At 70.3% G+C, this 25,414-nt stretch carries 28 protein-coding genes; 20 read left to right on the top strand and 8 right to left on the bottom strand.

What is annotated here, in order from left to right; all coding sequences use genetic code 11:
• The first annotated feature begins 162 nt into the window (after positions 1-162).
• Together JOE59_RS09920 and JOE59_RS09915 are read left to right on the top strand one after the other, a co-directional pair.
• A complete protein-coding gene (locus JOE59_RS09920) occupies positions 163-327 on the top strand; it encodes a hypothetical protein (protein WP_204460189.1) in 165 nt (54 codons plus the stop codon).
• Positions 324-596, top strand: coding sequence for a hypothetical protein (locus JOE59_RS09915; protein ID WP_204460187.1), 273 nt, complete (start codon positions 324-326; stop codon positions 594-596). Before JOE59_RS09920 ends, JOE59_RS09915 begins: the two co-directional genes overlap by 4 nt.
• A gap of 43 nt (positions 597-639) precedes the next feature.
• Here the strand turns inward: JOE59_RS09915 and JOE59_RS09910 are convergent, their stop codons facing one another.
• The 4 genes from JOE59_RS09910 to JOE59_RS09895 all read right to left on the bottom strand — a co-directional run bounded on the left by JOE59_RS09910 (position 640) and on the right by JOE59_RS09895 (position 3,093).
• Positions 640-966: a DUF7882 family protein gene (locus JOE59_RS09910; RefSeq protein ID WP_204460185.1), complete on the bottom strand. Its 327-nt coding sequence runs from the start codon at positions 964-966 to the stop codon at positions 640-642.
• 45 nt (positions 967-1,011) lie between these two features.
• Positions 1,012-1,446 (bottom strand): hypothetical protein, encoded by a 435-nt coding sequence (locus JOE59_RS09905; RefSeq protein WP_204460183.1) that lies wholly within the window; start codon positions 1,444-1,446, stop codon positions 1,012-1,014.
• Between the two features lie 99 nt (positions 1,447-1,545).
• Positions 1,546-2,709, bottom strand: a complete 1,164-nt coding sequence (locus JOE59_RS09900) for an MFS transporter (protein ID WP_204460181.1) — start codon at positions 2,707-2,709, stop codon at positions 1,546-1,548.
• 21 nt (positions 2,710-2,730) lie between these two features.
• Positions 2,731-3,093, bottom strand: a complete 363-nt coding sequence (locus JOE59_RS09895) for an ArsR/SmtB family transcription factor (protein ID WP_204460179.1) — start codon at positions 3,091-3,093, stop codon at positions 2,731-2,733.
• Between the two features lie 89 nt (positions 3,094-3,182).
• On the opposite strand from JOE59_RS09895, the gene JOE59_RS09890 reads away from it, so the two are divergent.
• From JOE59_RS09890 to JOE59_RS09860, 7 genes are all read left to right on the top strand, one after another.
• Entirely contained in the window at positions 3,183-4,538 is a 1,356-nt protein-coding gene (locus JOE59_RS09890; RefSeq protein ID WP_204460177.1) for an NAD(P)-binding domain-containing protein, read from the top strand.
• A gap of 36 nt (positions 4,539-4,574) precedes the next feature.
• On the top strand, positions 4,575-5,462 hold the full coding sequence (locus JOE59_RS09885; protein ID WP_204460176.1) for a metalloregulator ArsR/SmtB family transcription factor: 888 nt from the start codon (positions 4,575-4,577) through the stop codon (positions 5,460-5,462).
• 35 nt (positions 5,463-5,497) lie between these two features.
• Positions 5,498-6,235, top strand: coding sequence for an aquaporin (locus tag JOE59_RS09880; RefSeq protein WP_239560194.1), 738 nt, complete (start codon positions 5,498-5,500; stop codon positions 6,233-6,235).
• Between the two features lie 24 nt (positions 6,236-6,259).
• Entirely contained in the window at positions 6,260-6,670 is a 411-nt protein-coding gene (locus JOE59_RS09875) for an arsenate reductase ArsC (protein WP_204460174.1), read from the top strand.
• A 2-nt stretch (positions 6,671-6,672) separates the two neighbouring features.
• Entirely contained in the window at positions 6,673-7,341 is a 669-nt protein-coding gene (locus tag JOE59_RS09870) for an arsenate reductase ArsC (protein WP_204460173.1), read from the top strand.
• Complete coding sequence (gene trxB / locus JOE59_RS09865) at positions 7,334-8,323, top strand: thioredoxin-disulfide reductase (RefSeq protein ID WP_204460172.1); 990 nt, start codon at positions 7,334-7,336, stop codon at positions 8,321-8,323. Before JOE59_RS09870 ends, trxB begins: the two co-directional genes overlap by 8 nt.
• Positions 8,324-8,523: 200 nt before the next feature.
• On the top strand, positions 8,524-9,012 hold the full coding sequence (locus JOE59_RS09860) for a universal stress protein (protein WP_204460171.1): 489 nt from the start codon (positions 8,524-8,526) through the stop codon (positions 9,010-9,012).
• Between the two features lie 80 nt (positions 9,013-9,092).
• Here the strand turns inward: JOE59_RS09860 and JOE59_RS09855 are convergent, their stop codons facing one another.
• The gene (locus tag JOE59_RS09855; protein WP_204460170.1) at positions 9,093-9,488 is read right to left on the bottom strand and encodes an SHOCT domain-containing protein; all 396 of its coding nucleotides are present in this window, start codon (positions 9,486-9,488) and stop codon (positions 9,093-9,095) included.
• A 345-nt stretch (positions 9,489-9,833) separates the two neighbouring features.
• On the opposite strand from JOE59_RS09855, the gene JOE59_RS09850 reads away from it, so the two are divergent.
• Positions 9,834-11,048, top strand: coding sequence for an AI-2E family transporter (locus JOE59_RS09850; protein WP_204460169.1), 1,215 nt, complete (start codon positions 9,834-9,836; stop codon positions 11,046-11,048).
• A 16-nt stretch (positions 11,049-11,064) separates the two neighbouring features.
• Here the strand turns inward: JOE59_RS09850 and JOE59_RS09845 are convergent, their stop codons facing one another.
• Entirely contained in the window at positions 11,065-11,421 is a 357-nt protein-coding gene (locus JOE59_RS09845; RefSeq protein ID WP_204460166.1) for a carboxymuconolactone decarboxylase, read from the bottom strand.
• A 154-nt stretch (positions 11,422-11,575) separates the two neighbouring features.
• On the opposite strand from JOE59_RS09845, the gene JOE59_RS09840 reads away from it, so the two are divergent.
• The 9 genes from JOE59_RS09840 (at position 11,576) to JOE59_RS09795 (ending at position 20,123) form a co-directional block, all read left to right on the top strand.
• Positions 11,576-12,340, top strand: coding sequence for an IclR family transcriptional regulator (locus JOE59_RS09840; RefSeq protein ID WP_204460164.1), 765 nt, complete (start codon positions 11,576-11,578; stop codon positions 12,338-12,340).
• 90 nt (positions 12,341-12,430) lie between these two features.
• Complete coding sequence (locus tag JOE59_RS09835) at positions 12,431-13,621, top strand: 4-hydroxybenzoate 3-monooxygenase (protein WP_307837023.1); 1,191 nt, start codon at positions 12,431-12,433, stop codon at positions 13,619-13,621.
• 2 nt (positions 13,622-13,623) lie between these two features.
• A complete protein-coding gene (gene pcaH / locus JOE59_RS09830) occupies positions 13,624-14,418 on the top strand; it encodes a protocatechuate 3,4-dioxygenase subunit beta (protein WP_204460163.1) in 795 nt (264 codons plus the stop codon).
• Positions 14,411-15,028: a protocatechuate 3,4-dioxygenase subunit alpha gene (pcaG, locus tag JOE59_RS09825; RefSeq protein ID WP_204460162.1), complete on the top strand. Its 618-nt coding sequence runs from the start codon at positions 14,411-14,413 to the stop codon at positions 15,026-15,028. The genes pcaH and pcaG overlap by 8 nt, the downstream gene beginning before the upstream one ends.
• The gene (locus JOE59_RS09820) at positions 15,025-16,206 is read left to right on the top strand and encodes a lyase family protein (RefSeq protein WP_204460161.1); all 1,182 of its coding nucleotides are present in this window, start codon (positions 15,025-15,027) and stop codon (positions 16,204-16,206) included. Before pcaG ends, JOE59_RS09820 begins: the two co-directional genes overlap by 4 nt.
• Positions 16,203-17,444, top strand: a complete 1,242-nt coding sequence (gene pcaDC / locus JOE59_RS18735) for a bifunctional 3-oxoadipate enol-lactonase/4-carboxymuconolactone decarboxylase PcaDC (RefSeq protein ID WP_239560193.1) — start codon at positions 16,203-16,205, stop codon at positions 17,442-17,444. Before JOE59_RS09820 ends, pcaDC begins: the two co-directional genes overlap by 4 nt.
• A gap of 17 nt (positions 17,445-17,461) precedes the next feature.
• Positions 17,462-18,256, top strand: coding sequence for a CoA transferase subunit A (locus tag JOE59_RS09805; RefSeq protein ID WP_204460160.1), 795 nt, complete (start codon positions 17,462-17,464; stop codon positions 18,254-18,256).
• A complete protein-coding gene (locus JOE59_RS09800; protein ID WP_204460159.1) occupies positions 18,256-18,909 on the top strand; it encodes a CoA transferase subunit B in 654 nt (217 codons plus the stop codon). The genes JOE59_RS09805 and JOE59_RS09800 overlap by 1 nt, the downstream gene beginning before the upstream one ends.
• A complete protein-coding gene (locus tag JOE59_RS09795; RefSeq protein WP_239560192.1) occupies positions 18,909-20,123 on the top strand; it encodes an acetyl-CoA C-acetyltransferase in 1,215 nt (404 codons plus the stop codon). Before JOE59_RS09800 ends, JOE59_RS09795 begins: the two co-directional genes overlap by 1 nt.
• A gap of 12 nt (positions 20,124-20,135) precedes the next feature.
• On the opposite strand, the gene helR is transcribed toward JOE59_RS09795, so the two are convergent.
• Entirely contained in the window at positions 20,136-22,334 is a 2,199-nt protein-coding gene (gene helR / locus JOE59_RS09790; RefSeq protein WP_204463344.1) for an RNA polymerase recycling motor ATPase HelR, read from the bottom strand.
• 269 nt (positions 22,335-22,603) lie between these two features.
• Here helR and JOE59_RS09785 point away from each other — a divergent pair, with 269 nt between their 5' ends.
• Positions 22,604-22,945: a carboxymuconolactone decarboxylase family protein gene (locus JOE59_RS09785; protein ID WP_204460157.1), complete on the top strand. Its 342-nt coding sequence runs from the start codon at positions 22,604-22,606 to the stop codon at positions 22,943-22,945.
• A gap of 9 nt (positions 22,946-22,954) precedes the next feature.
• Here JOE59_RS09785 and JOE59_RS09780 read toward each other — a convergent pair whose 3' ends face one another.
• Positions 22,955-25,213: a winged helix-turn-helix domain-containing protein gene (locus JOE59_RS09780; protein WP_307837022.1), complete on the bottom strand. Its 2,259-nt coding sequence runs from the start codon at positions 25,211-25,213 to the stop codon at positions 22,955-22,957.
• Positions 25,214-25,414 lie beyond the last annotated feature (201 nt).

The following is a 25,414-nucleotide window of genomic DNA, read 5'->3' as shown; positions in this document are numbered from 1 at the left end:
TGACATCTCGCGCTCGCTGATCTGTCATCTCCGCCTCGCGCCGGGCGTCGTGGCCCGGACTCCGACCGCCCGAAAAGTCAATCCCTTTCAGGTCGGATCGGACACGCGTACGTTCGAATCGGCGGCCCCGATGGTGAGGCCGCATGAACGAGGAGCACGAGAATGAGAGATCCAGATCCCGCTGAATCGAGCGGTTCGGACCAACTCGACGAGGCCGTCGAAGCGGCCGAGCAGCATCAACAGGCCGATGAGGATGCCGACCCGAACGAGCACGTCGTCGTCCGCGACCCCGAGACCGGTCGCCTTCGCGAGGAGCGGGCGCAATGAGTTCCGTCCTCGATGGCGTACCGCACGACGAACGCGTCGCCAATGCGAACGGCCTTCCCCCGATCGGGCTGTGGTGGCCCATGCTCGAACGACCGCTGCGGCGAGAGGTGCTGGAGAACGTCCACGCGCCACTTCGAGCCGTCGTCGTTCGTCGCATCTACGAACTCTGCGAACTCGACCCGGGCCACGCGCCGCAGCTCGGTATGCGGCTCGGCGAGAACGAGCGCGCCTACATAGCGGGTTGGATGCACTCCGTCGACTGGAACTGACGATCAGTAGTCGGCGTGCCTTTCGGTGTTCATGCCGCTGGGCTCAAACCGGGTGGCTGGTGATGAACGCCTCCGCATCACCCTCGGGCAGGATGATCATGCCGCGGTCACTCAGGGTCGTGAGCTCGAGGGCCTTCACCCAGGTTCGGTTGAGCTCCGGCGGCGAGTTGCCGTTGAAATGGAATTGCAGCGGGATGCTGTCGGACAGCCAGATGCTGACTCGACCCGACCCGTGGTCGGCGGGGATGATCCAACTCAGGAAGAAGGATTCGTGGCGGCGCAGCTTCGCGCCGACTGCGACCTTCACGTGCGACAGCGTTCGGTCCTCCATCTCATAGCGAGTACCGGTGCCGTAGATGAGCTGGCCCATGTCACTCGAGCCGGCGCCGTGCGTGATCGATCTCCGACATGGTCTTCACTCGCTTCCACTCTCGGCGTTGCGACTGAGGCCATCGCCTCGGTCGGGGGTCACGGCGATCTCCGTCGAGGCACGGTCGATCTCCTCGGACGGTACATCGAGCTGCGCGTCCGTGACTCGTTGAGCGAGAGCCGAACGGATCTGCTCCGCCCGGCGGCCCTCGAGATCGGCTCGAGTCTGGGCGATGATGCCCTCCCATTTCGACTGGTCGGAGGCGTTGTCCCCGTCCATCACCGGTCCATCCTGCTCGGGCTGCCGGTTGCGATCCACTGCGGTGTCGTCACCGGTGCCGGAATCAGGCGCGCCTGCACGCACGACGTCGCGAAACTCCTCTTCCTCGGCACGCACTCGTGCGTCGAGGTCCGCGTCCTTGTCATTCTTCATGGTGCCCACGCTGCTCTGCCGGTCGGCTGGAGGGAAGGGGCTTGACATTGCTGGCACCGTAGCTGAGGTCTTGCGGTCTGCTGCGGGTCGACCGTTGCGTCAACGGTCGGTCGGAGCCGGTCTGCGCCGGCGAGATGAGGGAGAGGGTCATGAGAACTTCGCGGTGATCACCGCGATCATCGCGAGACCGGCCATGACCAGGGCCATCGCGGAGTAGCCGCCGACGGCAACGGCGACGACGGGACCAAGGGCCGGCCCGAGTGCGGAGATCGCGGTGATCGGCGCGGCGAACACCCCGTTGATGCTGCCGTAGTTGCGGGTGCCCCATCGGTCGGCCACTGCGGACCCTTGCACCAGCGTCTGGGCGCCGCGAACGGCGCCCGCGATGATGCCGATGCCGATGAGGAGCCATGGCGGCCCGGGCACCAGGCCCATCAGTGCCAGGAGCACGACGGCGAGACCCGACGTGATGGCGAGCGGGATCCAAGGGGCGGTCCTGTGCGGGACCGCGACGTACAGCAGCCGGCCGATGACTTGACCCGCGCCGAGCAGGCCGAGCGCCCATGCGGCGAGCTCGTACGTCATGCCCTTCTCCATGTAGAGCGGGATGATGGCGAGGGTGACGCTGAACAGTGCGGCCGCAAGCGTGACCATCGACACCTCGAGCATCCAGAACCGGCGCGTCCGGATCACGGTTCCGACGTGATGCACCGCTTCTCCGGCGTGGGCCGGCGAAAGCGGAGCCCATGCGCGTTCGAGGAAGAACCAGTGCAACGGCACCGTGAGGACGAGCAACGCACCCGCGAGGATGAGGAACGTCGCGCGCCAGTCGAACGCGGTGAGGAGGCCGGCGACGACGGGAGCGAACACGGTCGAGGCGAGGCCGCCGGCCAGGGTCAGGATCGTCATCGCGCTGCGCCGCGAGTCGCCGTGGCGGCGGGCGATGACCGTGAACGCCGCCTGGTAGAGCACGGCCGACTGCGCGAGTCCGCACACCACCCAGCCGAGCGTGAAGACGACCAGATCGGATGCCGCGCTGACCACGACCAGGCCCAGGCTGCCGACGACGGCTCCCAATGTCATGACGAGGCGCGGGCCGCGATCGTCGAGCCACCTGCCGACGACGATGCCGGCCGCGGCAGAGACGATCAGCCCGCCCGAGAAGCACAGCGTGATCGTCGCAACGCTCCAGCCGGTCTCGTCCGCGATCGCCGGCGCCGCGACGATCAGGGCGTAGTACAGGATGCCCCAGCTGATGACCTGGCCGATGGAGAGCGCGGCCAGGCGCACACCGAGCGGACGATTCGACACGGACGGGCCGGGTGCTGGCCGTCAGCGGGAGGCGGTGACGTCGAGCAGCTGCGACAGCTGGCCGAGCGCCCCGGGCACGAGCTTGTAGTACGCCCAGGTGCCGCGCTTGCTGCGGGTGAGGAAGCCCGCCTCCATGAGGATCTTCAAATGATGCGACACGGTCGGCTGGCTGAGCCCGACCGGTTCGATGAGATCGCACACGCACGCCTCGCCACCCTCTGACGCGGCGACGATCGAGACCAGGCGAAGCCGGGTCGGGTCGGCGAGAGCCTTCAGCTTCTTCGCGAGGTCGTCCGCACGCTCCGCATCGATGGCCTCGCTGGTCAGCGGCGTGCAACACGCGACGGACTCCGGCTGGATCACAGGCAAGAGCGTGGTGGACATGTCGGTCATCCTATCCGAATATTGACAAACGTCGATGGAGTGCCCAAACTCAATATCGAAGTTCATCGATGCCTAGGAGGCGCACCACCATGACGCTGATCGATCTCACCGTCCCGAGCCTGCAGCAGCGCAGCCTCGACACCCTGCCCGTCGCGATCATCGGCGCCGGACCGGTCGGGCTCGCAGCCGCCGCGAACCTCGTCGAGCGCGGCATCGACTTCGTCATCTGCGAAGCGGGAGAGGAGATCGCATCGAGCATCCGCCAATGGGGGCACACCCGCCTCTTCTCGCCGTGGAAGCATGTGGTCGACCCGGCTTCACGCCGACTGCTCGAGGCTGCCGGGTGGCAGCTGCCCGCCCCCGAGAGCCTCCCGACGGGCACTGAACTCGTCGAGCAGTACCTCGAGCCGCTCGCCGCGCTCGACGTGATCGCCGACCGGATCCGCACGGGTGTCCGGGTCTCCGCCGTCACCAGGCAGGGCATGGACCGCACGCGCACCGCCCGTCGCGCCTCGACGCCGTTCCTGCTTCGCGCACTCACCCCCGACGGGGTCGAGGAGTTCACCGCGCGCGCCGTGATCGACACGTCCGGCACGTACGCGCACCCGAACAGCCTCGGCTCCTCGGGTCTGGAGCCCCTCGGGCTCGCCGAGGTCGCCGACCGCGTCAGCCACGCCCTGCCCGACGTGCTCGGGCGTGAGCGAGCACGGTTCGCCGGTCGACACACCACGGTCGTCGGTGCCGGGCACTCGGCGGCGAACACCCTGCTCGCGCTCGCCCAGCTCGCCGAGCAGGAGCCGGAGACGCGCATCACCTGGTTGATCCGCAACGCCAGTGCGGTCAGGGTCACGACATCCGACGACGACGGCCTCGCCGCCCGTGCGTCGATCGGTCGCCGCGTCGACGCGCTCGTGGCCGCCGGTCGAATCACCGTGGTCGACCGATTCGAGATCGTCGGCCTCGGCCGCGCCGGCGACGGTGTGCGCGTCTCCGGCGTTCGCCGCGGCGAGTTGGTCGAGCATGACACCGACCTCGTGGTCAGCGCCACCGGCTTCCGGCCCGACCTCGACATGCTCCGCGAGGTCCGCCTCGAGCTGGACGAGATCGTCGAGGCTCCGAAGCGCCTTGCGCCGCTGATCGACCCGAATGTGCACACCTGCGGAACGGTGGAGCCGCACGGATTCGCCGAGCTCACCCATCCCGAGCCAGGGTTCTTCCTCGCCGGAATGAAGAGCTACGGCCGCGCCCCGACGTTCCTCCTCGCGACCGGGTACGAGCAGGTCCGCTCGATCACCGCGTGGCTCGCCGGCGATGTCGCGGCGGCCAGCAACGTCGAACTCGTGCTGCCCGAGACCGGCGTGTGTTCGACCAGCCTCGCACCCGACGGCTCGTCGTGCTCGACGGACGACGCAGCCGGCGGGTCGCAGAGCAGCTGCTGCAGCTAGGCCTCCGCGCGGCCTCCGTGACATAGACTTCCGTCTATGAATGATGTTGCGGAGGCCGCGCGAGAGCTTCGGCTCGTGTCCGACCCGACGCGCGCCCGGATTCTTAAGAGGCTCCTCGGCTCCCCGGACGGACGCGTGCTCGTCGGGCGTCTCGCCGAGGAACTCGGCCTCAGGCAACCGACCGTGAGCCACCACGTGAAAGCGCTCCTCGACGAAGGCCTGCTGCAACGCGAGCCCGATGGGCGCCGGACCTGGTACTCGCTGGCACCGGCCCACGCGGATCGAATCGCAGAGATGCTCGGCAGGCCCGAAGGCGAGGTCGAGGTCGATCCCATCCTCGACCGGGTCGTGCAGGATCTCAGCGAACGATTCCGAGGGGTGTTCAGCGCAGAGACGGTTGAACGGTACGTCCGCGAGAGCTATGCGCTCCTTGCGGCGCGACCGACGCCCGGTCAGCGCGTTCCCTCGCTCGCCGCCCAGTTCGCGGCAGACCGCCTCGACGCGCTCGCCCGCCATGAGGCCGCGCCGAGCGATTCTGCGCCGGAAGTGCTGTTCGTCTGCGTGCAGAACGCCGGCCGGTCGCAGATGGCCTCGGCGATCCTCCGGCACCTCGCCGGTGACCGGGTCCATGTGCGGACCGCGGGCTCTGACCCGGTCGGCGAGGTGCGGAACTCCGTCCTGACCGCTCTCGACGAGATCGGCGTTCCGCTCGCCGGCGAGTACCCGAAGCCATTGACCGACGAGGTCGTGCGCGCCGCCGACGTCGTCATCACGATGGGCTGCGGCGATGCGTGCCCGATCTACCCCGGCCGGCGATACCTCGACTGGGATCTGCCCGATCCGGTTGGCAAGCCCCTCGCCGAAGTGCGTCAGATTCGAGATGACATCGAGCGCCGCATCCGCGAGCTGCTCACCACCCTCTGAGATCGACAGGACCGATGAGCGCCAACGAGTCACCCATGCCCAGCCCTGCCCCGCTCGCCCGCCGCCTCGTCGCCGAATTCATCGGCACCGGCCTGCTCGTCGCGATCGTCGTCGGATCCGGGATCGCCGCATCGAGGCTCTCCCCGGAGGACATCGGCCTGCAGCTGCTCGAGAACAGCACTGCCACCACCCTCGGCCTGGCGATGCTCATCGCCGTGCTCGCACCCCTATCAGGTGCCCATTTCAACCCGGTCGTCTCACTGGCCGACTGGTGGATGTCGCGCCGATCGAGTCAGCCCGGATTCGCCGCTCGCGCCATCGCGCCATACGCCGTCGCGCAAGTGCTCGGCGCGATCGGCGGTGCACTGCTGGCGAACGCCATGTTCAACATCCCTGCCGCGATCTCGGCGACCGAACGCGCGACGCCGGCGACATTCCTCGCCGAAATCGTGGCAACCGCGGGTCTGGTGCTGGTCATCTTCTCCCTCGTGCGCAGCGGCAACGCACGGATGATTCCTGCGGCGGTCGGCGCATACGTCGGAGCCGCGTACTGGTCCACCAGTTCCACGTCGTTCGCGAACCCCGCAGTGACGATCGGTCGCATCTTCACCGACACGTTCGCAGGCATCGCACTCGCCTCAGCCGTGCCATTCCTTGCCGCGCAGCTGCTCGGCGGAGTCATCGGCGTGCTCCTCGTGAGCTACCTCTACCCGGTGGTCGCCGCTGCTCCCGAAGTCGCCATCACGAAAGCGGCCACCGAAGTAGTCAAATGATAGATGAACGTCTATCATTTGATTATGAGCACTGAGAAGCCCTCCGTCCTGTTCGTGTGCGTCCACAACGCCGGCCGTTCCCAAATGGCCGCCGGCTACCTTCGCGCCCTCGGCGGCGACAATGTCGAAGTTCGTTCGGCCGGGTCCGAGCCGAAGGACCGGATCAACCCGGTCGCCATCGAGGCGATGGCCGAGGAAGGCATCGACATCACCGGCAACATGCCGAAGATCCTCACCGTCGATGCTGTCAAGGAATCCGACGTCGTGATCACCATGGGCTGCGGCGATGCCTGCCCGATCTTCCCCGGCAAGCGCTACGAGGACTGGGAACTGGTGGACCCGGCCGGCAAGGACATCGAGACCGTGCGCCGCGTTCGCGACGACATCCGGAGCCGCGTGGAAGCCCTCCTCGCCGAGATCGCTCCCGCCGCGTAGTCATGTCCGACTTCAACGCCGCCGGGCGACGCGGGTTGTCAGGCATCAGCTATCCGGAGCGATATCTGCACGATTTGTCGCTGCAGCTCGCTGAGAGATTCGACGGAACGTTCAACGCCGAGACGGTCGAGCGGTACGTATTGGAGTCGTACACGGCGCTGCTCCGCACTGCGACGGTCAAAGCGCACCTCGCGACCCGGGTCGCCCGCTTCGCCGCCGATCGGATGACCGCCCTCGCCCAGGCGAAGGGTGCGATCGCTCGCGACGTACCTGAGGTGCTCTTCGTCTGCGAGCAGAACGCTGGACGCTCGCAGATGGCGGCCGTGCTCACCCACAGCATCGCTGGCGACCGCATCCATGTGCGCTCAGCGGGGTCCGCGCCGACCGCGGAACTCAACCCCGCCGTCGTGCTCGCGCTCGAGGAGATCGGCCTCGATCCCAGCCGCGAGTTCCCGAAGCCCCTGACCGACGACGTCGTGCAGGCCGCCGATGTCGTCGTCACGATGGGCTGTGGCGATGCCTGCCCGATCTACCCGGGCAAGCGCTACCTGGACTGGCAGCTCGACGATCCCGAGCTCCTCGGTCTGGATGAGGTGCGCCGGGTCCGCGACGAGATCCGCGCCCACATCGAACAACTCCTGCAGACACTGGAAGGCGGGTCCGATGAGTGACCAGACCGTCGAGAACGTCGTCGTCATCGGCTCAGGCCCCGCGGGCTATACGGCCGCGGTCTACCTCGCACGTGCAGGACTCGCGCCGGTCGTGCTCGCGAGCTCGGTCGAGGCGGGCGGCGCCCTCGTCACGACGACCGAGGTCGAGAACTTCCCCGGCTTCGCCGAAGGCATCATGGGACCCGACCTGATGGAACAGATGCGGCAACAGGCCGAACGATTCGGCGCCCGCATCGTCTACGACGACGCCACCGAAGTCGAACTCACCGGCGACGTCAAGATCATTCGCACCATCAACGGCGTCGAATACCGGGCGCATGCCGTCGTCCTCGCGATGGGCTCCGCCTACCGCAAGCTCGGGATCGAGGGCGAGGAGCGGCTCACCGGCCGCGGTGTCTCGTGGTGCGCCACGTGCGACGGCTTCTTCTTCCGGGGCAAGGACATCGCGGTCGTCGGTGGCGGCGATTCGGCGCTCGAGGAGGCGATGTTCCTCACGCGCTTCGCCGACTCCGTCACCCTCGTGCACCGCCGTGACTCACTGCGCGCCTCCCGCATCATGCAGGAACGGGCACTGGCGAATCCGAAGATCCGCCCCTACTGGAACGCCGAGGTCATCGCGGCCGAGGGTGACGACGGGCTCGAGCGCCTCCGATTGCGAGACACCACGACCGGTGAGGATGCCGCGCTCGACGCGACCGGCCTGTTCATCGCGATCGGCCATGACCCGCGCAGTGCGCTCGTCGCCGGCCAGGTCGAACTCGACGCAGACGGCTACGTGAGGGTGCGGCATCCGTCGACTCATACGAACGTCGAGGGCGTCTTCGCGTGCGGCGACCTCGTCGACAAGCGGTACCGGCAGGCCATCACCGCTGCGGGCACCGGATGCGCAGCCGCACTCGACGCCGAGCACTACCTGGCGGCGCACGGCCTCGCCGACCCGGTTGCAGAGCAGGCGGCCATCATCTTGGAAACGCCGTTGTAGGGATGCTTCACGCTGCAGGCCCCTCTTCCGCGATCGCCTCGGGGCCATCATCCAGGGTGCAACGGCGACCGCCGCACGAAAGCCTTGACCGACGCAGCGTCATCGGCACGTTCACTTGCCACTGTCGCAGGGGGTGCGAGTCATGTTTGACTGGCGCGAAGGCGTTCCATCGAGCTCGGCGGAGAACTGGCGGTAGCGACATGTCGGAATCGGCAACCCATCTCGAAGACGGCCCGATCGTGGTGGGCATCAAGCCGGGTCTGCCGTCGCGGCTCATCCAGACGGCCGAACGCACTGCTCGTTCGTTCGACTGCGAGGTCATCTTCGCCTACGTCGAGCTCAACAGCGCGCTCGTCGAACTCGACTCCACCGAACCGCGCACGCGCGAGTCGCTCGATCCTGAGATGGACGAGGAGATGGCGGGCGTTGCAGCGGGGGTCAGCGACATGCTCAGCGCGGCACTCGCGGAAACCGACATCCGCTGGTCCTTCCGCGTGCTCGCGGGGGATCCGGCGAGCGCCTTGTCACGGCTTGCCGCGGACGTCGACTCGCGGATGCTCATCGTCGGCACGCGCCGGCACGGGACGCTCCACCGCGTGGAGGAGTTCTTCACCGGCTCACTGGCGAAGGCGCTCGCGATGGGGCAGGACCGCCCCGTGCTGCTCGTTCCGATCAATCGCGACGCCTGACCTCTGACGCCCCGTCGGCCGCACACGACGATGCCGGGCGTCGCCCGACGCCCGGCATCCCTCGTGTTCGAGTCCGCGTACTACGCGGACTGCAGCGCCTTGGACTTCAGCGCATCGAACTCGGCCTGGGTGATCGCGCCGCTGTCGAGGAGCTGCTTGCCCTTCTCGATCTCGGCTGCCGTCGACGATGAGCCGGAGGAGCCCGCGACGCTCCGGATGTAGTCGGCGCTCGCCGCCTGGGATTCCGCGACCCTCGCTGCGTTGCGTTCCGCCATGCCTCGACCGCGGGCGATCAGGTAGATGAACGCCGCCAGGAAGGGCACGAACACGAGGAACAGCACCCAGAGCGCCTTCATCCACCCGTTCAGCGAATGGTCCCTGAAGATGTCGACGATCACGGTGATGAAGATCCAGATGCACGCGATGACCACGTAGAACCAGAAGAGCCAGACGATGAAGTCCCAGAAGCTGTTCATATCGACGCCTTTCGTATCGTTGCGGGGTTCACCGCACCTGCCGCGAGAGTACGGCTCGGGAGTTTCGGGCGCATCATGCGATTCGGATGAAGTCCCGGGTGCCCGCGACATCCGACCTGGATTCGCGTTGGGGGCACACCACACCGGTTCGATCGCGACGCTCATCGGCCGAGCCTCGGATGCTGCACGGGAGGTGCACCCCCGCTGCATCACGCAGATCGAATGATTCGGACTGCCGCTGCGCTCGGTAGCGTCGTCGCGCACCGGAACGGGACCGGCGCCCGCGAATCGGCCGACCGGCGCGCATCGAGCCGGCCGTCGGCGCGACCGAGATCGGAGAACACCATGTGGTGGAACAGGAAGCGGACTGCGGAGCATTCGCCCGGTGACGAGACCGAGGATTCGACCGCACTGGCCGAGCCGACGAACCCTCACCGCAACGCGTTCATCATGATGGGGATCGGCGGGGCGACCATCGCGGCCTTCGGCCTCGCGGCGATCGCCGGCATCTTCGCCCCGTTCTTCCTCGGCGTCGTGCTGACGATCTGCGTGCATCCGCTCCGTGTGTGGCTCGAGAGGCGCGGTGTGCCTCGGGGCATCGCGACCGGGGCGGTGATCGTGACGGTCATCGGGCTGCTGCTCGCGCTGGGCTACGCGATGGTGGTCGCGTTCGGGCAGTTCGGTGCCCTGCTGGCGGAGTTCAGCGACCAGATCGCCGCGTTCGGGCAGGATGTCGCGGCCTGGCTGTCGTCGATCGGCGTCGCCTCCGGCGAGGTCGACAGCATCTTCGCGAGCTTCGACCCGGCCTCGCTGCTCAGTTTCCTCGGCGGCCTGATCGGCGGTCTCACGGGGTGGCTCTCGCTGCTCGTCATCATCTTCACGATGCTGCTGCTGATGGGCATGGACGCCGGCTTCGTGCCGACCCTGCTCAAGCAGCTGTACCCGGCACGGCCGCTGATCGTCGCCTCGCTCGTGACCTACGGGGCGAACGTGCGCCGGTACATGGTCGCGACCACGGTGCTCGGCCTCGCGCAGGGCATCGTCGACTGGATCGCGTTGCTGATCATCGGGGTGCCGGGCGCGTTCATCTGGGGTCTGCTCGCGTTCGTCTGCTCGTTCATCCCGAACATCGGCTACTTCATCGCGCTCATTCCGCCGATCATCTTCGCCGCGCTGGTCGGCGGGTGGCCGATGGTCATCGTGGTCGTCGTCGTGTACGCCATCATCAACGGCGTCATCCAGTCGGTGATCCAGCCGCGGGTCATCGGCAAGGCCGTGAACCTGAGCCAGACGATCACGTTCTTCTCGGTGCTGTTCTGGGCCGTCGTGATCGGCCCCATCGGAGCGATCCTCGCGATCCCGCTGACGCTCCTGGTGCGCCTCATCCTCGTCGACTCGAACCCGCAGATGAGCTGGATCCGGCCGATGCTCGGCGAACTCGACGAGACGCGGGAGGTCATGGCCGAGCTCGACGCCGCGGCGAAGGCCGAGCGCAAGGCGCGCAAGGCCGAGAAGGCGAGCGGTGCGCCACGAGGCATTCCGCCCGCTTCCGCCATGTGATCAGCGGGCGGTCGCGTCAGGACTGCTCGTCGTCGTCCTCGTCGAGGAGGGCGATCTCGAGATCGTCCAGCGCGATCTCGGTCGCGAGCGCCTTGACGATGTTCGCGGTGGCCGAAGCGACCCTGGCTGTGCCGACGATCGGCGCGATCGCGGTGAGGACGCCGCGCAGACTCTCGGCATCGATTCCGACCTCGCCGCCGACGTCGAGGTTGAGCGCGTAGGAGACGGGCGCCGCATCGACGGCGACGAGTGCGGCGATGCGCACGAGCATCAGCGTCTGGAGATCGAGGGTCGATGCCTCGAACGAGTCCGCGGTCATCCGCGTGAGCAGGTCGAGCACGGGGGCGTCGTCGTCGTTCATCTCATCGGACATGATGGGTCCTTTCCAAGGGGTTCGTGGCGGAGCACAGCGGCGCCCCAAGCGCCATTGGAGTCGGGACGCGAGGGCGCGGCATCACCGAGATCGAACGAAACGCCCGGAGCATGTGTCTCACCTCCTCATCGGCCACGCGTCGTAAGGTGATCGCATGGCGGGTGGAGGCGGTGATCAGCGGTCGGTCGCCCGCAAGGTCTTCGCGATCGCCGATGCCTTCAGCGGCCGGGAGCAGCTCTCGCTGAGCGAGATCGCCGGCCGTGCGAACCTGCCGCTGTCGACCGCGCACCGGCTCGTGGCCGAGTGGGTCGAGTGGGGCGGCCTCGAGCGCGGCGACGACGGCACCTATCGGATCGGCGTGCGGGTCTGGCGACTCGGGGTTCGGCAGCCGACCGCCATGCGGCTTCGACGAGTGGCGATGCCGTACCTCGAGGACCTGCTCGAGTCGACGCACGAGCACGTGCACCTGGCGATCCGCGACGGGCTCGGCGCCACCTACCTGGAGCGGCTCTCCGGCCCGGCGGCCGTGCCCGCCATCTCCGATATCGGTTCGCGGCTGCCGCTGCACGCCACGGGTGTCGGCCTCGTGCTGCTCACGTACGCGCCGCCCGAGGTGCTCGACGACCTGCTCGCCTCGGAGCCCCGCGCGTATCAGCCCCGCACGATCACCGACGAGCGGGGCCTGCGCCGGCGCATGGCCGAGATCCGCTCGACCGGCATCGCGACGACGGTCGAGGAGCTCACGCCCGGCGCGTTCTCGATCGCCGCCCCGGTGCGCGACGCCACCGGCGAGGTGCTCGCCGCCGTGTCGATCGTCGCGCACGTCGACCGGCTGGCCGAGCCGCAGATCTCGCTCGGCGTGCGCATGGCCGCGCGGGGCATCTCATCGGCCCTCGGATATCGCGCGCACGTCGACTGAGCCCTTCCGCTCAGCGGAAGCCATCGTCGACGGCGAGGTCGTTCGCGCCAAGCTCGTCACGACCATCCCGACGACGCGAGAGGCTCGTACGTGCCAGCATCCACCTCAGTGGCCATCATCGGCGCGGGCCCGGCGGGCCTCATGCTCGGCCACCTCCTCGCGCAGGCGGGGGTGCCCTTCGTCATCCTCGAGGCGCAGACGCGCGAGCACGTGCTCGGACGCATCCGCGCCGGCGTGCTCGAACAGGGCTCGGTCGACCTCCTCGCCCGGCACGGCCTCGATGCCGACCTCCGCGAGCGCGGGCTCACCCACCACGGCATCTACCTGCAGTACGAGGGCGAGCGCCACCACATCGACTTCCTCGATCTCGTCGGGCGCACTGTCACCGTCTACGGGCAGCAGACGCTCGTCGCCCACCTGCTCGCCGAGCACGACCGCATCGGATCGACGATCGTCTTCGAGGCGAAGGAGGTGCAGCCGGCCGGCGTCACCGGCCCGCGTCCCACGGTGGGCTACACGCACGACGGCGTCACCGTCGAGATCGAGTGCGACCTCGTCGTCGGCGCCGACGGCTACCACGGCGTCTGCCGCCGCTCGATCCCCGCCGGCGAGATCGAGGCCTTCGAGCGCAGCTATCCGTTCGGCTGGCTCGGCATCCTCGCCGACGTGCCGCCGTCGACCGACGACCTGATCTACGCCCTGCACCCCGACGGCTTCGGCATGCACTCGATGCGCTCGCTCGAGGTCTCGCGTCTCTACGTGCAGGTCGCGCCCGACGAGTCGATCGACGACTGGAGCGACGCGCGCATCTGGGATGGGCTGCACGAGCGGCTCGGCCTCGAGGGCTGGCGGCTGCAGGAGGGCCCGATCACCGAGAAGTCGGTGACGCCGATGCGCAGCTTCGTGACGTCGACCCTGCAGCACGGTCGCATGTTCCTCGTCGGCGACGCCGGTCACATCGTGCCGCCGACCGGCGCGAAGGGGCTGAACTCCGCGCTCGCCGACGTGGCGATGCTCGGGCGGGCGATCCTCGACCACCGCGCCGGCGACGACACCGGCCTCGCCCGGTACAGCGACCGCGCCCTCGCCCGCCAGTGGAAGGTGCAGCACTTCTCGCAGTGGATGACCGAGATGCTGCACGTGCACCACGAGGTTCCGGATGCCTCGGCGCGCGCCTTCCGCTATCGCAGCCAGGTGGGCCAGCTCGACCACCTCACCGGTTCCCTCGCCGCTCGCCGGAGCCTCGCCGAGCAGTACACCGGCCTTCCCTTCACGGAGTGACCATGCCACGACCAGCACCCCAACCCGGCGAGACCCAGCAGGTCATCAGCACCGAGATCGCCGCGCTCCACCGCGCCGCACACGACGCCGCGGCATCCGGCGCCCCGGTGCCCGCCCACCCGCCGCGGGACTTCCCGCCGTACCGCTCCACGCGGCTGCGGCATCCGACGCATGAGCTCGTGCGCGCCGACCCCGAGGAGATCGAGCTCGTCTCGCCCGCGTTCGGGCACACGGATGTCGCGGCCGAGGAGGCCGACCTGACGATCCAGCACACCGGCGAACCGCTCGGCGAGCGCATCATCCTCACCGGGCGGGTGCTCGACGGCGAGGGTCGGCCCGTGCGGAACCAGCTCGTGGAGATCTGGCAGGCCAACGCCTCGGGTCGATATGTGCACAAGCGCGACCAGCACCCGGCGCCGCTCGACCCGAACTTCACGGGCGTCGGGCGCATGATCACCGGCGACGACGGCTCGTATCGGCTCACGACGATCAAGCCGGGCGCCTACCCGTGGAAGAACCACCGCAACGCCTGGCGACCAGCGCACATCCACTTCTCGTTCTTCGGCTCGGAGTTCACGCAGCGACTGATCACGCAGATGTACTTCCCGGGCGACCCGCTCTTCGCGCTCGACCCGATCTACCAGTCGATCAGCGACCAGGGCGCGCGCGACCGGCTCGTCGCGACGTACGACCACGACGTGAGCGAGCCCGAGTGGGCGCTCGGCTACCGGTGGGACGTGGTGCTCACGGGCTCGAAGTCGACCCCGATGGAACCGGAGGACGCCGACCATGCCTGAGCAGCCCACTCATCAGCCACTCGCGCAGACTCCCGCCCAGACCGTCGGCCCGTTCTTCGGGTACGCGCTGCCCTATGCAGGCGGGTCAGACGTGCGCGCAGCGTGGCAGTCCGACGCCATCCGCCTGCACGGCACGGTCTTCGATGGCGCCGGCGATCCGATCCCCGACGCGATCGTCGAGATCTGGGGTGCGGATGCCGCGGGCCGCCCGCCCACGGAGCGAGGCGTGCTCGACCGCGACGCGCACGGGTTCTCGGGCTTCGGGCGAGCGGCCGTCGACCGTGGCGGACACTACGCGTTCACGACGATCAAGCCGGGTGCGACCCGCACGGGCCTCGCGCCGTACCTGCTCGTGACCGTCTTCGCGCGCGGCGTGCTGCACCACCTCTTCACGCGGGCCTACTTCGACGACGAGGCCGCGGCGAACGGCACTGATCCGCTCCTGTCGAGCGTCGACCCGGCGCGGCGGAACACCCTCGTCGCCGTGTCGGACGCACCGGGTTCCTACCGATTCGACATCCGGCTGCAGGGCGAGGGCGAGACGGTGTTCCTCGAATTCGCAGCCCTCGATTTCGGGCTCGACGGCCGACACGAGGAGATGCAGCGATGACCGACTGGGGACTCCTCGATCCGGGCGCGGCAGACCGCGCCGGCACCGACGACGACGCGGTGCTTTCGGCCATGGTCGAGGTCGAGCGGGCGCTCCTCCGAGCCTGGGGGAGCGTGCTGGGCGATCCGCTCGACGCGGCGGCCGACGTGCTCGACGCGGCGTCCCTCGACCGGGCCGCGCTGCAGCGCGGCGTCGCCCGCGACGGCGTGCCCGTCGTCGCCCTCGTGCCGGCGCTCCAGGCGCAGCTGTCGGCGGCGGGGTTCGACACGGCACCGCTCCACCTCGGCGCGACGAGCCAGGACGTCGTCGACACGGCCCTCATGCTCGTCGCGCGCGACGCACTGCACGATGCCCGCGCCCTCCTCGTCGAGGCGGGCAGTGGGCTCGTGGCGAGTGCGCAGCTCGAGCGGCACAGCCCGCGACTCGCCCGCTCCCTGGCGCGACAGGCCGAGGCGAGCACCCTCGGCGTGCTTGCCGCGGGCTGGCTCGACGGCCTGGCCTCGGCCGTCGACGCGATCGATGCGGTCGTCTTCCCGGTGCAGTTCGGCGGAGCCGTCGGCACGGGCACGGCAGCGGATGCCGCGGCCGCACGGCCGGGCGGCTCCGAGGAGGTGCGCGCCGAACTCGCGGCCCTGCTCGGGCTCGCCGATCCCGACCGTTCCTGGCACACCGAGCGCACCCCGGTGCTGGCCGTCGCGTCGGCCGCCGCCGCCGTGGTCGCCGTGCTCGGCCGCATCGCGGGCGACGTGACCTTCCTCTCCCGCGAGGAGATCGGCGAGGTTCGCCTCTCGGGCGGCGGCGGTTCGTCGGCGATGCCGCACAAGCGCAACCCCGTCGACGCCGTCGCGATCACGGCTGCCGCGACCGAGGCTCCCGGCCTGCTCCAGGTGATCGCCGCCGCCGCGATCGCCGGCGACGAGCGCTCCGCGGGCCGCTGGCACGCCGAGTGGGCATCGCTGCGGCGACTCGTGCGACTCGCGCGATCCGCCTCCGCCTCCGCAGCTCGCCTCCTCGGCAGCCTCGAGTTCGACCGCGACCGCGCCGTCGAGCTCCTCGAGCACGCCGGCCCGGCCGGCGAGCGCCCCTCGCGCGACGTGCTCGCCGCGGCATCCGATCGCGTCGTCGACCGTGCCGTCGCCCGCTTCACCCGAATCGCCGACCAGGAGCCGCACGCATGACCGTTCCCAGACTGCTCGGGGCGTTCGCACCGGGCACCGCGCCCGCAGCATCGAATCCGCTCCTCGTGCTGCTGCCCTCGCTCGGCACGACCGCCGCCCTCTGGGATGGCGTCGTCGACGCGATGCGGGCCGACGACCGCACCGCGGGGCTTCGCGTGCTCCGCATCGACCTGCCCGGGCACGGCGCGAGCCCGGCGGCGACCGAGCCGTTCACCATCGCCGAGCTGGCCGACGCCGTGCTCGCCGTCGTCGACGAGGCCGGCGGCGGGGCGTTCCACCTCGCCGGCGTCTCGCTCGGCGGCGCGGTCGCCCTCGAACTCGCGCTCGCCCGCCCCGAACGAGTGCGGAGCCTCGTATCGAGCTGCAGCGGCGCGCGCATCGGCACCGCAGACGGCTGGCTCGATCGTGCGGCCGCGGTGCGGGCGAGCGGCACCGCGTCCCTCGTCACCGGCAGTGCATCGCGCTGGTTCGCGCCCGGGTTCCTCGAACGGGACGCGTCGGGTGCGGGCGCACGGGCGCTCGCCGCACTCGTCGACGTCGACGACGTGTCGTATGCGCGCTGCACCGAGGCCCTTGCCGGCTTCGACCGCACGGGCGATCTCGCCGCGCTCGCCGTGCCGGTGCTGGCCATCAGCGGCGAGTACGACGCGGTCACCACCCCGGCATCGACGCAGGCCCTCGCCGATGCGATCCCCGGTGCCCGCCACGTGTCGCTCGACGACGCGTCGCACCTCGCCGTGCTCGAGCGACCGCGACAGGCCGCGGAGCTCATCGCCGACCACCTCGCCGTCGCGGAGCGGGCCGCCGCGGCTTCCATCGCCCACGACCGCGGCATGCGCGTGCGCCGCGAGGTGCTCGGCGACGCGCATGTCGACCGCGCCGTCGCGGGCACGACGCCCGAGACCGCCGTGTTCCAGGACTTCCTCACCCGCTACGCGTGGGGAGAGGTGTGGGAACGACCCGGACTCTCGCGCCGCGAACGCTCGATCACGACCCTCGCGAGCCTCACGACCGGCGGCCACCACGGCGAGATCGCGATGCACGTGCGCGCGGCGCTCCGCAACGGACTCACCCGCGACGAGATCGCCGAGGTGCTGCTGCACACTGCCCTCTACGCGGGACTGCCCGCGTCGAACGAGGCGTTCGCGATCGCGCGCGAGGTGTTCGCCGAGGCGGATGCCGCGACCCGCGATGCCGCATCCGGCGATGCGACCGCGGCATCCGACCCGAACGACTGACACAGAGGAATCACCCCATGGACAAGAGCTCCGAGAGCGCCGCCGCCGCGGTCGCCGACATCCCCGAGGGCGCCTCGCTCGCGGTCGGCGGCTTCGGGCTGTCGGGCGTGCCCATCACGATCATCCGGGCGCTGCTGGCGAGCGGCGTCGGCGGACTCGAGGTCGTCTCGAACAACTGCGGCGTCGACGGCTGGGGCCTGGGCGAGCTGCTTTCCGCGGGCCGCATCCGCCGCGTCATCGCGAGCTACATCGGCGAGAACAAGGAGTTCGGCCGCCAGTACCTGTCCGGCGAGATCGAGGTCGAGCTCACGCCGCAGGGCACGCTCGCCGAACGGCTCCGCGCCGGCGGCGTCGGCATCCCCGCGTTCTATACGGCGACGGGCGCCGGCACGGCGGTCTCCGACGGCGGCATGCCGCTGCGCTACGCGCCCGACGGCTCGGTCGCGATCACGAGCGACCCCAAGGAACTGCGGCCGTTCGACGTCTTCGGCGCGCCCCGGGAGTACGTGCTTGAGCGTGCCATCCGCACCGACTACGGCCTCGTGCGCGCGGCCGTCGGCGACCGGCACGGCAACCTCCGCTTCGAGAAGGCGGCCCGCAACTTCAACCCGCTCGCGGCCATGGCCGGCCGCATCACGATCGCCGAGGTCGACGAACTCGTCGAGCCGGGCGTGCTCGGCCCCGACGACATCCACCTGCCGGGCATCCACGTCGACCGGGTCGTCGTGCTCACGCCCGAGCAGTCCTCCGACCTGCCCATCGAGAAGGTGACCGTGCGGCCCCGCCCCGCGGGCGCCGGAACGGAACGCTGATGCCGCTCACCCGCGACGAGATGGCCGCCCGCGCCGCCCGCGAACTCGAGGACGGCACCTACGTCAACCTCGGCATCGGCCTGCCGACGCTGATTCCGAACCACCTGCCAGAGGGCGTCGAGGTCGTGCTGCACTCCGAGAACGGCGTGCTCGGCGTCGGGCCCTACCCGTGGGAGGGCGAGGAGGACCCGAAGCTCATCAACGCCGGCAAGGAGACCGTGACCGTGCTGCCCGGCGCGTCGTACTTCGACTCGGCGGCGAGCTTCGGCATGATCCGCGGCGGGCGCATCACGACCGCGGTGCTCGGGGCGATGCAGGTCTCGGCGCACGGCGACATCGCCAACTGGGCGGTGCCCGGCAAGATGGTCAAGGGCATGGGCGGGGCCATGGACCTCGTGAACGGCGCCGAACGCGTGATCGTCGTCATGGAGCACGTCGCGAAGGACGGCTCGCCGAAGATCGTCGAGCTCTGCACCCTGCCGCTGACCGGCAAGGCCTGCGTCGACCGCATCGTCACCGACCTCGCGGTCTTCGACGTCACCGGCGACGGGCTCGTGCTCGTCGAACTCGCCCCCGGCGCCACGATCGAGCAGGTGACGGATGCCACGGGCGCCCCGTTCGCCGTCGACGACGCCGTCGAGGCGGGGGCGTGATGACCGAACTGCGTGAGGTCGTCGTCTGCTCGCCGCTGCGCACCCCCGTCGGACGCATGGGCGGCGCGCTCGCCGCGGTGCCGGCCCTCGACCTCGCGACGACGGTGCTGACCGCGCTCGTCGAACGCAGCGGCGTCGACGTCGCGGCGATCGACGGGGTCATCGCCGCACAGGGCTACCCGACGATGGAGGCGCCGGCGATCGGCCGCGTCGCCGCCCTCGACGCCGGGTTCGGCGTCGAGACGACCGGCTACCAGCTCGACCGCCGCTGCGGCTCGGGCCTGCAGGCGGTGCTGAACGCCGCCATGGAGGTGCAGACCGACGTCGCCGATGCGGTGATCGCGCTCGGCGTCGAGTCCATGTCGAACGCGCCGCTGTACACGGTGGAAGGTCGCCGAGGCGTCACCGGTGCCGGGCTGCTGCTCCGCGACGCACTGTCGCGCGGCCGCGAGGCGGTCGGCGGCCGGCGATTCCCGACACCCGACGGCAATGTCGGCTCGGCCGAACTGCTGCGCGCCGAGTACGGCATCTCGCGCGAGGCGCAGGACGCGCTCGCCCTGCGCTCGCACCAACGGGCCGTCGCCGCCCAGGAGTCCGGCGCGTTCGACCCCGAACTCGTGCCCGTCGAGGTGCCCGGCCGTCGTCGGTCGGTGCTCGTCGATCGCGACGAGCATCCGCGCGCCGACACCTCGCTCGCCGCGCTCGGCGGCCTCCGGCCGATCCTCGGCCGCACGCACGCCGGAGCGACCGTGACCGCGGGCAACTCGAGCGGGCAGAACGACGCGGCCGCCGCGTGCATCGTCACCACGCCGCAGCGGGCCGCCGAGCTCGGGCTCGTGCCGATGCTGCGGCTCGTCTCGTGGGCCGTCGCCGGCAACGACCCGCTGCGCTTCGGCGTCGCGCCCGTGCCCGCGGCGAACCTCGCGCTCGCGCGCGCCGGAATCGGCTTCGACGATCTCGACCTGATCGAACTCAACGAGGCGTTCGCGGTGCAGGTGCTCGCGTGCCTCGCCGACTGGCGCGTCGACGCCGACGACCCGCGGGTGAACCCTCGGGGGAGCGGCATCTCGATCGGTCATCCGATCGGCGCCACCGGCATCCGCATGCTCGCGACGCTCGCGCACGAGCTGCCGGCCCTCGACGGCTCGCTCGCCCTCGAGACCATGTGCATCGGCGGCGGCCAGGCGCTCGCTGCGGTCTTCGAGCGGGCCTGATGCCGAGCGCGATCAGGCGCTCGTGAGGATCACGAGCCGCTGCGTCGCCCGCGTCATCGCGACGTAGCGGTCGACCGCCCCCTCGACGCCGGTGCCGAAGGACTCGGGGTCGATGAGCACGACGAGGTCGAACTCGAGGCCCTTCGCGAGCTCGGGCGTCAGCGACCTGACGCGCGGCGGCAGCCCGGATGCCGCGGTGCTGCCGCCGACGCCGACGCCGGTGCCGCCGCTGCCGATGCCTGCGTCGTCGCGTGCGATCACGCACGCGGTGCCCTCGGCGTGCTCGGCGAGCCAGGCCTCGAGGATTCCGTCGAGTTCGGCCACCGACCTGTGAGCGACCGGGACGCCGCTGCTGCGCACCGACGTCGGCACGTTGGCGTCGGGGATCGCGGCCCTGATGACGGGCTCCGCCTCGGCCATGACCTCTTCGGGCGTGCGGTAGTTGATGGTGAGGTGGGCGAGCGCGACGTGGTCGAGCCCGACGCGGGCGAGGCGCTGCTGCCACGACTCGGCGAACCCGTGCCTCGCCTGCGCACGGTCGCCGACGATCGTGAGGCTCCGCGAGGGGCAACGGGCGAGCACCATCCGCCACTCGGCATCCGTCAGCTCCTGGGCCTCGTCGACGACGATGTGCGCGAACGGGCCGGCGAGCTCGTCGGCATCGCGGCTCGGCAGTTCGGCCTCGTCGATGAGCGAGTACTGCACGTCCTGCCCGCGCAGCATCGTCATGACGCCTTCGCCGTCGTCGTGCACCTGCGACTCGAGCAGGTTGTCGATGACCCGCGCCATCTCCTCGCGCTGGGCGGCGGCTGCGGCCTCGCGCCGTCGACGGTCGAGGGATGCCTCGGGTTCGCCGATGCGCTGCCGTGCCGCGTCGAGGTACGGGAGGTCGGCGACGGTCCACGCACGCGGGTCGGGGCGCTGCAGCACCTGCACCTCGTCGTCCGAGAGCCAGGGTGCGCATCGCCGCAGGTACGCGGGCACCGACCACAGGTCGGCGACCACGCCGGCCGGGTCGAGCACCGGCCAGGCGCGGTTGAAGGTCACGCGCAGTTCACGGCTGTCGGCGAGCGCAGCGCGGAGCTCGTCGGGCTCCACGTCGTCGTCGCGTCGGTCGCTCAGGATGCTCAGCAGCTCCTCCCAGACCTGCAGGCGCCCCTCGTTATGCGGGGTGGCGGGTTCGGGTGCGTCGAACGCCTCCTGCCAGTCGTCGGGGTCGACCCAGACGTCGGCCCACGGCGTCTCGACCGTCATCCCCTCGCGCGGCGGGCGTTCGTAGTGGCCGACCGCGCGTTCGACGGCCCGCACGAGCTCACCCGACGCCTTCGCGCCGGCGACCGCGGGGTCGGCCTCGCTCACGGCGGCAGCACCCTCCGGGACGAGATCGCGGAGGGTGCACGTCGCCACGCCCTCCTCGCCGAGGCCGGGGAGGATGTCGGCGACGTAGTCGAGGTACGGCTGGTGCGGTCCGATGAACAGCACGCCGCCGCGGCGGTGCCCGAGTCGCGGGTCGGAGTACAGCAGGTAGGCGGTGCGGTGCAGGGCGACGACGGTCTTTCCGGTACCCGGCCCGCCGTCGACGACGAGGGCGCCGCGAGAGCCCGCGCGGATGATGGCGTCCTGGTCGGCCTGGATGGTGCCGAGCACGTCGTGCATCCTGGCCGAACGGGAGCCGCCGAGGCTCGCGATGAACGCCGACTGGTCGTCGAGCGCCGCGTGCCCGGCGAGCGCGTCGGGCGTGAACACCTCGTCCCAGTAGTCGGTGACGCGGCCACCGGTCCAGCGGTACCTGCGGCGGCTGGTCAGGCCCATCGGGTCGCCGTGCGTCGCACCGAAGAAGGGCTCGGCGGCGGGGGAGCGCCAGTCGAGGAGCAAGCGGCGACCATCGGCGCCGGTGAGGCCGAGGCGCCCGATGTACACGGGTTCGCCGCCGTCGGCGGCGACGATCCTGCCCAGGCACAGGTCGAGGCCGAAGCGGCGAAGCGTGCCCAGGCGCCCGGAGAGGCGGTGGATCTCGAGGTCGCGGTCGAGCGCCGCCTGGCCGCTCCCGCCGGGCGATCGCAGTTGGACCGCGAGACGGTCGGAGACCTCGGCGATGGAATGCCGGAGGGCGTCCGCGATGGCGGCGAAGTGCTCCTCGTCGCCGGCGATGAGCGCCGGGCCGGCCTTCGCGGCGAGGCTGTCGGGCAGGTCGAATACGTGCGAAGTCAGTGCGGCTCCTCTGGGTCGCGAGCGGAGGTCTCCGGCTCGGCCGATCAGTATGCGCCGTCGAGGGGCCCTTGCCGCAAGCCCCCCTCTCCGCGATATCCTGAGAGTGGAGAGCAGGCGTGCTCTCCTTTTTCATGCCCGCGAATCATTCGTTCGCAGGCGCGGATCATCCCCCTCACGCGCGAATCATCCCTTGTAGGTGATGCGGCCGGAGCCCTGACGGGGTTGCCTGTCACACGATGCAGGTCTCGGCGCGCGGAGGAGATGACGTCATGGACTACACCGATCGGCTTCGACGGCTCGCGATCAACGACGACCGTCTCGCCGAGGATCTCGATGAGGTCGTCGACGGTCCCGGTCGGCTGGACCCGAAGTCGTTGGCCCTCGCGCGGATCGCCGCGCTCGTCTCGATCGGCGGAGCGGAGCCCTCGTTCGGCGCGCAGGTCGATGCGGCCATCAGCGCCGGCAGCACAGCGGCGCAGATCGTGGACGTGCTGGTCGGGGTCATCCCCGTCGTCGGGCTCCCGCGCGTCGTCGCCGCCGCGCCGAAGATCGCGCTCGCGCTCGGCCACGACGTCGATGTCGACGTCTTCGGCGACCAACCGTCCCGGTGAACCGGCGGCTCAGAGCCCCGAGCCGAGCAGCCCGAGCTGCGTGGCACGCTCGACGGCCTCGCTCCGGGCGGAGACGCCGAGCTTGCGATAGATCGATCCGAGTTCCGAGCTCACGGTGTTGCGCGAGACGAAGAGCCGCTCTCCGATCTCCCGAACCGAGAGGTGGGTCTGCAGGTAGGGCAGGAGGCGAAGCTCCGCCGGCGTGAGGGGCGGGCCGCCCTGCTCGCCCTGCTGCTCGTTCGCGGCGACGAAGCGGCGGAAGTCGTCGACCTGGTCGACGAGCGTGCCGAGATCGGGGCGGATCAGCAGGATGTCGTCGATCTCCCGCAGCAGGTGATGCGCGGTCGAGTGATCGGCGATCGCCCAGTGGACCTTGGCGAGCTGCAAGCGCGTCCGCACAGCGAGGTACGGAACCGCATCGGTGCAGGCAGGGCGGGCTCGCATCGCACGGGTGAGCTCCCGCCGCACGGCGACGAGATCGCCCCGGTGGAGTGCGAGTCGTGCTGCCTGCGTGAACGCGAGCACCGCGGTCGCGTAGTCGTCCATGTGCAGTTCGTCGATCGCGCCGAGTGCCACCGTGAGGTGCGTGGTGGCATCGTCCCACCGCCCGTCATCCATCGACAGCAGGGCGAGCTCGGCCGTCGAGAGGATCAGGCCCTCGGCGTTGCCCGTCGTCGATGCGATGGTGGCGCTATCGCCGAATGCCGCAACAGCACCCGCGTTGTCGCCGATGAGCAGGCGCGCTTCGCCCAGCAGCAGGAGTGCCTGATCGCGCCAGGCACTCCAGCTCGGTTCGGCCGCGCAGGCGTACTCGGCGTCCGTCAGCGCCTGTGCGGGTCCGGCAGGGCACATCACCGAGCGGAGCATCGCGCGCGCGGACTCGAACGAGGCGGATCCGTCGTCGGGCCGGCCCTCGTAGGAGACGCGTTCGAGCACGGAGGCCCATCGCGCCGCCTCCGTGGCCTGCCCTGAGAGCGCCATGACCCACCCGGCGAGCACGGCCAGGGGCGGGTAGCCCTCGATCGCCGGATCGCCGATCGCCGTCATCCAGCGCTGCACGGTCGCGAACTGTCCGGCCTGGTAGCTCGGCAGCGCCGTCGCGGCGATCAGGCGAACGGTACGTGCGCGTTCGTCGGGCTGGTCGAGCAGGAGCTCGATCGCCATCGCGGGCGACCCATGCAGCTCGAACCAGCTCGCCGCGCGACTCTGGAGCTCGGGCAGCGCCTCGGGCTCGAGCCGCCGGAGTTCGCCGAGCAGGAACTCGCGGTAGAGCGCGTGATAGCGGTACCAGCCCCGGCTGCGGTCGAGCGGCACGATGAAGACGTTGGACGCGTCGAGTTCCTGCAGCATCGACTGCGCGTCGTGGGTCTCGAGGACCGCGTCGCAGAGGGGCGCCGAAATGGTGTCGAGCACCGCCGTGCGACGCAGGAACCGCTGCTGGTGCTCGGGAAGGGTGACGAGCGACTCGCGGTAGAGATAGTCGGCGACGTAGCGGTCGTCTCCCGAGACCGTCTTGGGTGCCTCGCCGATCTCCTCCGCGATCGCCGCCGCGAGCACGACGCCGACCGGCCACCCCTCGGTGCGTTCGACGAGTTCGACCGCGTCCTCGGGTGAGAGCGGCACCTGCGTGCCGGCGAAGATCGCACGGGCGCCGGCCTCGTCGAGCGCCAGGTCGTGCGCCGTGATGGCGAAGGCATCGCCGTCCGCGCGAGCACGCGGCAGGTGCTGCTGCTCGCCGCGGCTGGCCGCGACGAGTTGAGAACCGGTGGGGATCCCCGCGAAGACCACGCTCAACACGTCGTGACAGGCGGGGTCGCGCAGTTCCTGCAGATCGTCGAGCATCAGCACGAACGGGTGCGGCGCGTGACGCAGCGCGGCGGCGAGCAGCGGCGCCCCGCGGCCGAGCACTGCGGCGGCGTGGCCCGTCACCCGTTGCGGCAGCCGGGCGGCGCCGGGCTCGATGCGGGCGAAGGCTTCGGCGAGGAGCGCCAGCAGCGCTGCCGGGTCGTCGTCGTACCGATCGAGCGACACCCACGCCACCGGGCGGCTGTCGCGGCGCGCCCACTCGGCGAGCAGGCTCGACTTCCCGTATCCGGCGGGGGCGGTGACCCCGACGAATCGGCGCCCGCTCGAGCGGGCCGCCTCGATCTGCGGGGCGCGGCTGACGTAGCCCCGGGCCGGCGGCTCCGGGGCTGACAGCTTGGCGTCGAGCAGCTGTCGTTCGAGCTCGACTTCCGGCGTCTCCGCCGACAGGGCATCACCGCGCACGGTCGAAGCATATTGAGCGGGAGTGCCGGCAACAACGCCCCGATCAGGGTGTGTCGGGATACTGCTGGAGGCGCCGCGAACCGCGAACGCCCGCAGAACCGCGGAAACCGTCAATCATGCGATCTGAATGATGCCCTGCGGGCCGATCAGCGCCACGCTGACGAGTGTTCAACCGAATCGCCGGCCGACGCACTCGTCGAC

Origin of the sequence: Agromyces cerinus, assembly GCF_016907835.1 — a bacterium.
GTDB classification, from domain to species: domain Bacteria; phylum Actinomycetota; class Actinomycetes; order Actinomycetales; family Microbacteriaceae; genus Agromyces; species Agromyces nitratus.
Note: the sequence above shows the minus strand (reverse complement) of the source record. Positions and strands in the feature narration are given on the sequence as shown.

Coding starts and splice junctions, on each gene's coding strand:
- JOE59_RS09880 (WP_239560194.1), top strand. CDS start 5,498: ATGCCCAGCCCTGCCCCGCTCGCCCGCCGCCTCGTCGCCGAATTCATC.
- trxB (WP_204460172.1), top strand. CDS start 7,334: ATGAGTGACCAGACCGTCGAGAACGTCGTCGTCATCGGCTCAGGCCCC.
- JOE59_RS09820 (WP_204460161.1), top strand. CDS start 15,025: ATGACCGACTGGGGACTCCTCGATCCGGGCGCGGCAGACCGCGCCGGC.
- JOE59_RS09885 (WP_204460176.1), top strand. CDS start 4,575: ATGAATGATGTTGCGGAGGCCGCGCGAGAGCTTCGGCTCGTGTCCGAC.
- JOE59_RS09910 (WP_204460185.1), bottom strand. CDS start 966: ATGGGCCAGCTCATCTACGGCACCGGTACTCGCTATGAGATGGAGGAC.
- JOE59_RS09890 (WP_204460177.1), top strand. CDS start 3,183: ATGACGCTGATCGATCTCACCGTCCCGAGCCTGCAGCAGCGCAGCCTC.
- JOE59_RS09845 (WP_204460166.1), bottom strand. CDS start 11,421: ATGTCCGATGAGATGAACGACGACGACGCCCCCGTGCTCGACCTGCTC.
- pcaDC (WP_239560193.1), top strand. CDS start 16,203: ATGACCGTTCCCAGACTGCTCGGGGCGTTCGCACCGGGCACCGCGCCC.
- JOE59_RS09805 (WP_204460160.1), top strand. CDS start 17,462: ATGGACAAGAGCTCCGAGAGCGCCGCCGCCGCGGTCGCCGACATCCCC.
- JOE59_RS09870 (WP_204460173.1), top strand. CDS start 6,673: ATGTCCGACTTCAACGCCGCCGGGCGACGCGGGTTGTCAGGCATCAGC.
- JOE59_RS09875 (WP_204460174.1), top strand. CDS start 6,260: ATGAGCACTGAGAAGCCCTCCGTCCTGTTCGTGTGCGTCCACAACGCC.
- JOE59_RS09905 (WP_204460183.1), bottom strand. CDS start 1,446: ATGTCAAGCCCCTTCCCTCCAGCCGACCGGCAGAGCAGCGTGGGCACC.
- JOE59_RS09785 (WP_204460157.1), top strand. CDS start 22,604: ATGGACTACACCGATCGGCTTCGACGGCTCGCGATCAACGACGACCGT.
- pcaH (WP_204460163.1), top strand. CDS start 13,624: ATGCCACGACCAGCACCCCAACCCGGCGAGACCCAGCAGGTCATCAGC.
- JOE59_RS09895 (WP_204460179.1), bottom strand. CDS start 3,093: ATGTCCACCACGCTCTTGCCTGTGATCCAGCCGGAGTCCGTCGCGTGT.
- JOE59_RS09850 (WP_204460169.1), top strand. CDS start 9,834: ATGTGGTGGAACAGGAAGCGGACTGCGGAGCATTCGCCCGGTGACGAG.
- JOE59_RS09920 (WP_204460189.1), top strand. CDS start 163: ATGAGAGATCCAGATCCCGCTGAATCGAGCGGTTCGGACCAACTCGAC.
- JOE59_RS09915 (WP_204460187.1), top strand. CDS start 324: ATGAGTTCCGTCCTCGATGGCGTACCGCACGACGAACGCGTCGCCAAT.
- JOE59_RS09840 (WP_204460164.1), top strand. CDS start 11,576: ATGGCGGGTGGAGGCGGTGATCAGCGGTCGGTCGCCCGCAAGGTCTTC.
- JOE59_RS09800 (WP_204460159.1), top strand. CDS start 18,256: ATGCCGCTCACCCGCGACGAGATGGCCGCCCGCGCCGCCCGCGAACTC.
- JOE59_RS09860 (WP_204460171.1), top strand. CDS start 8,524: ATGTCGGAATCGGCAACCCATCTCGAAGACGGCCCGATCGTGGTGGGC.
- JOE59_RS09795 (WP_239560192.1), top strand. CDS start 18,909: ATGACCGAACTGCGTGAGGTCGTCGTCTGCTCGCCGCTGCGCACCCCC.
- pcaG (WP_204460162.1), top strand. CDS start 14,411: ATGCCTGAGCAGCCCACTCATCAGCCACTCGCGCAGACTCCCGCCCAG.
- JOE59_RS09855 (WP_204460170.1), bottom strand. CDS start 9,488: ATGAACAGCTTCTGGGACTTCATCGTCTGGCTCTTCTGGTTCTACGTG.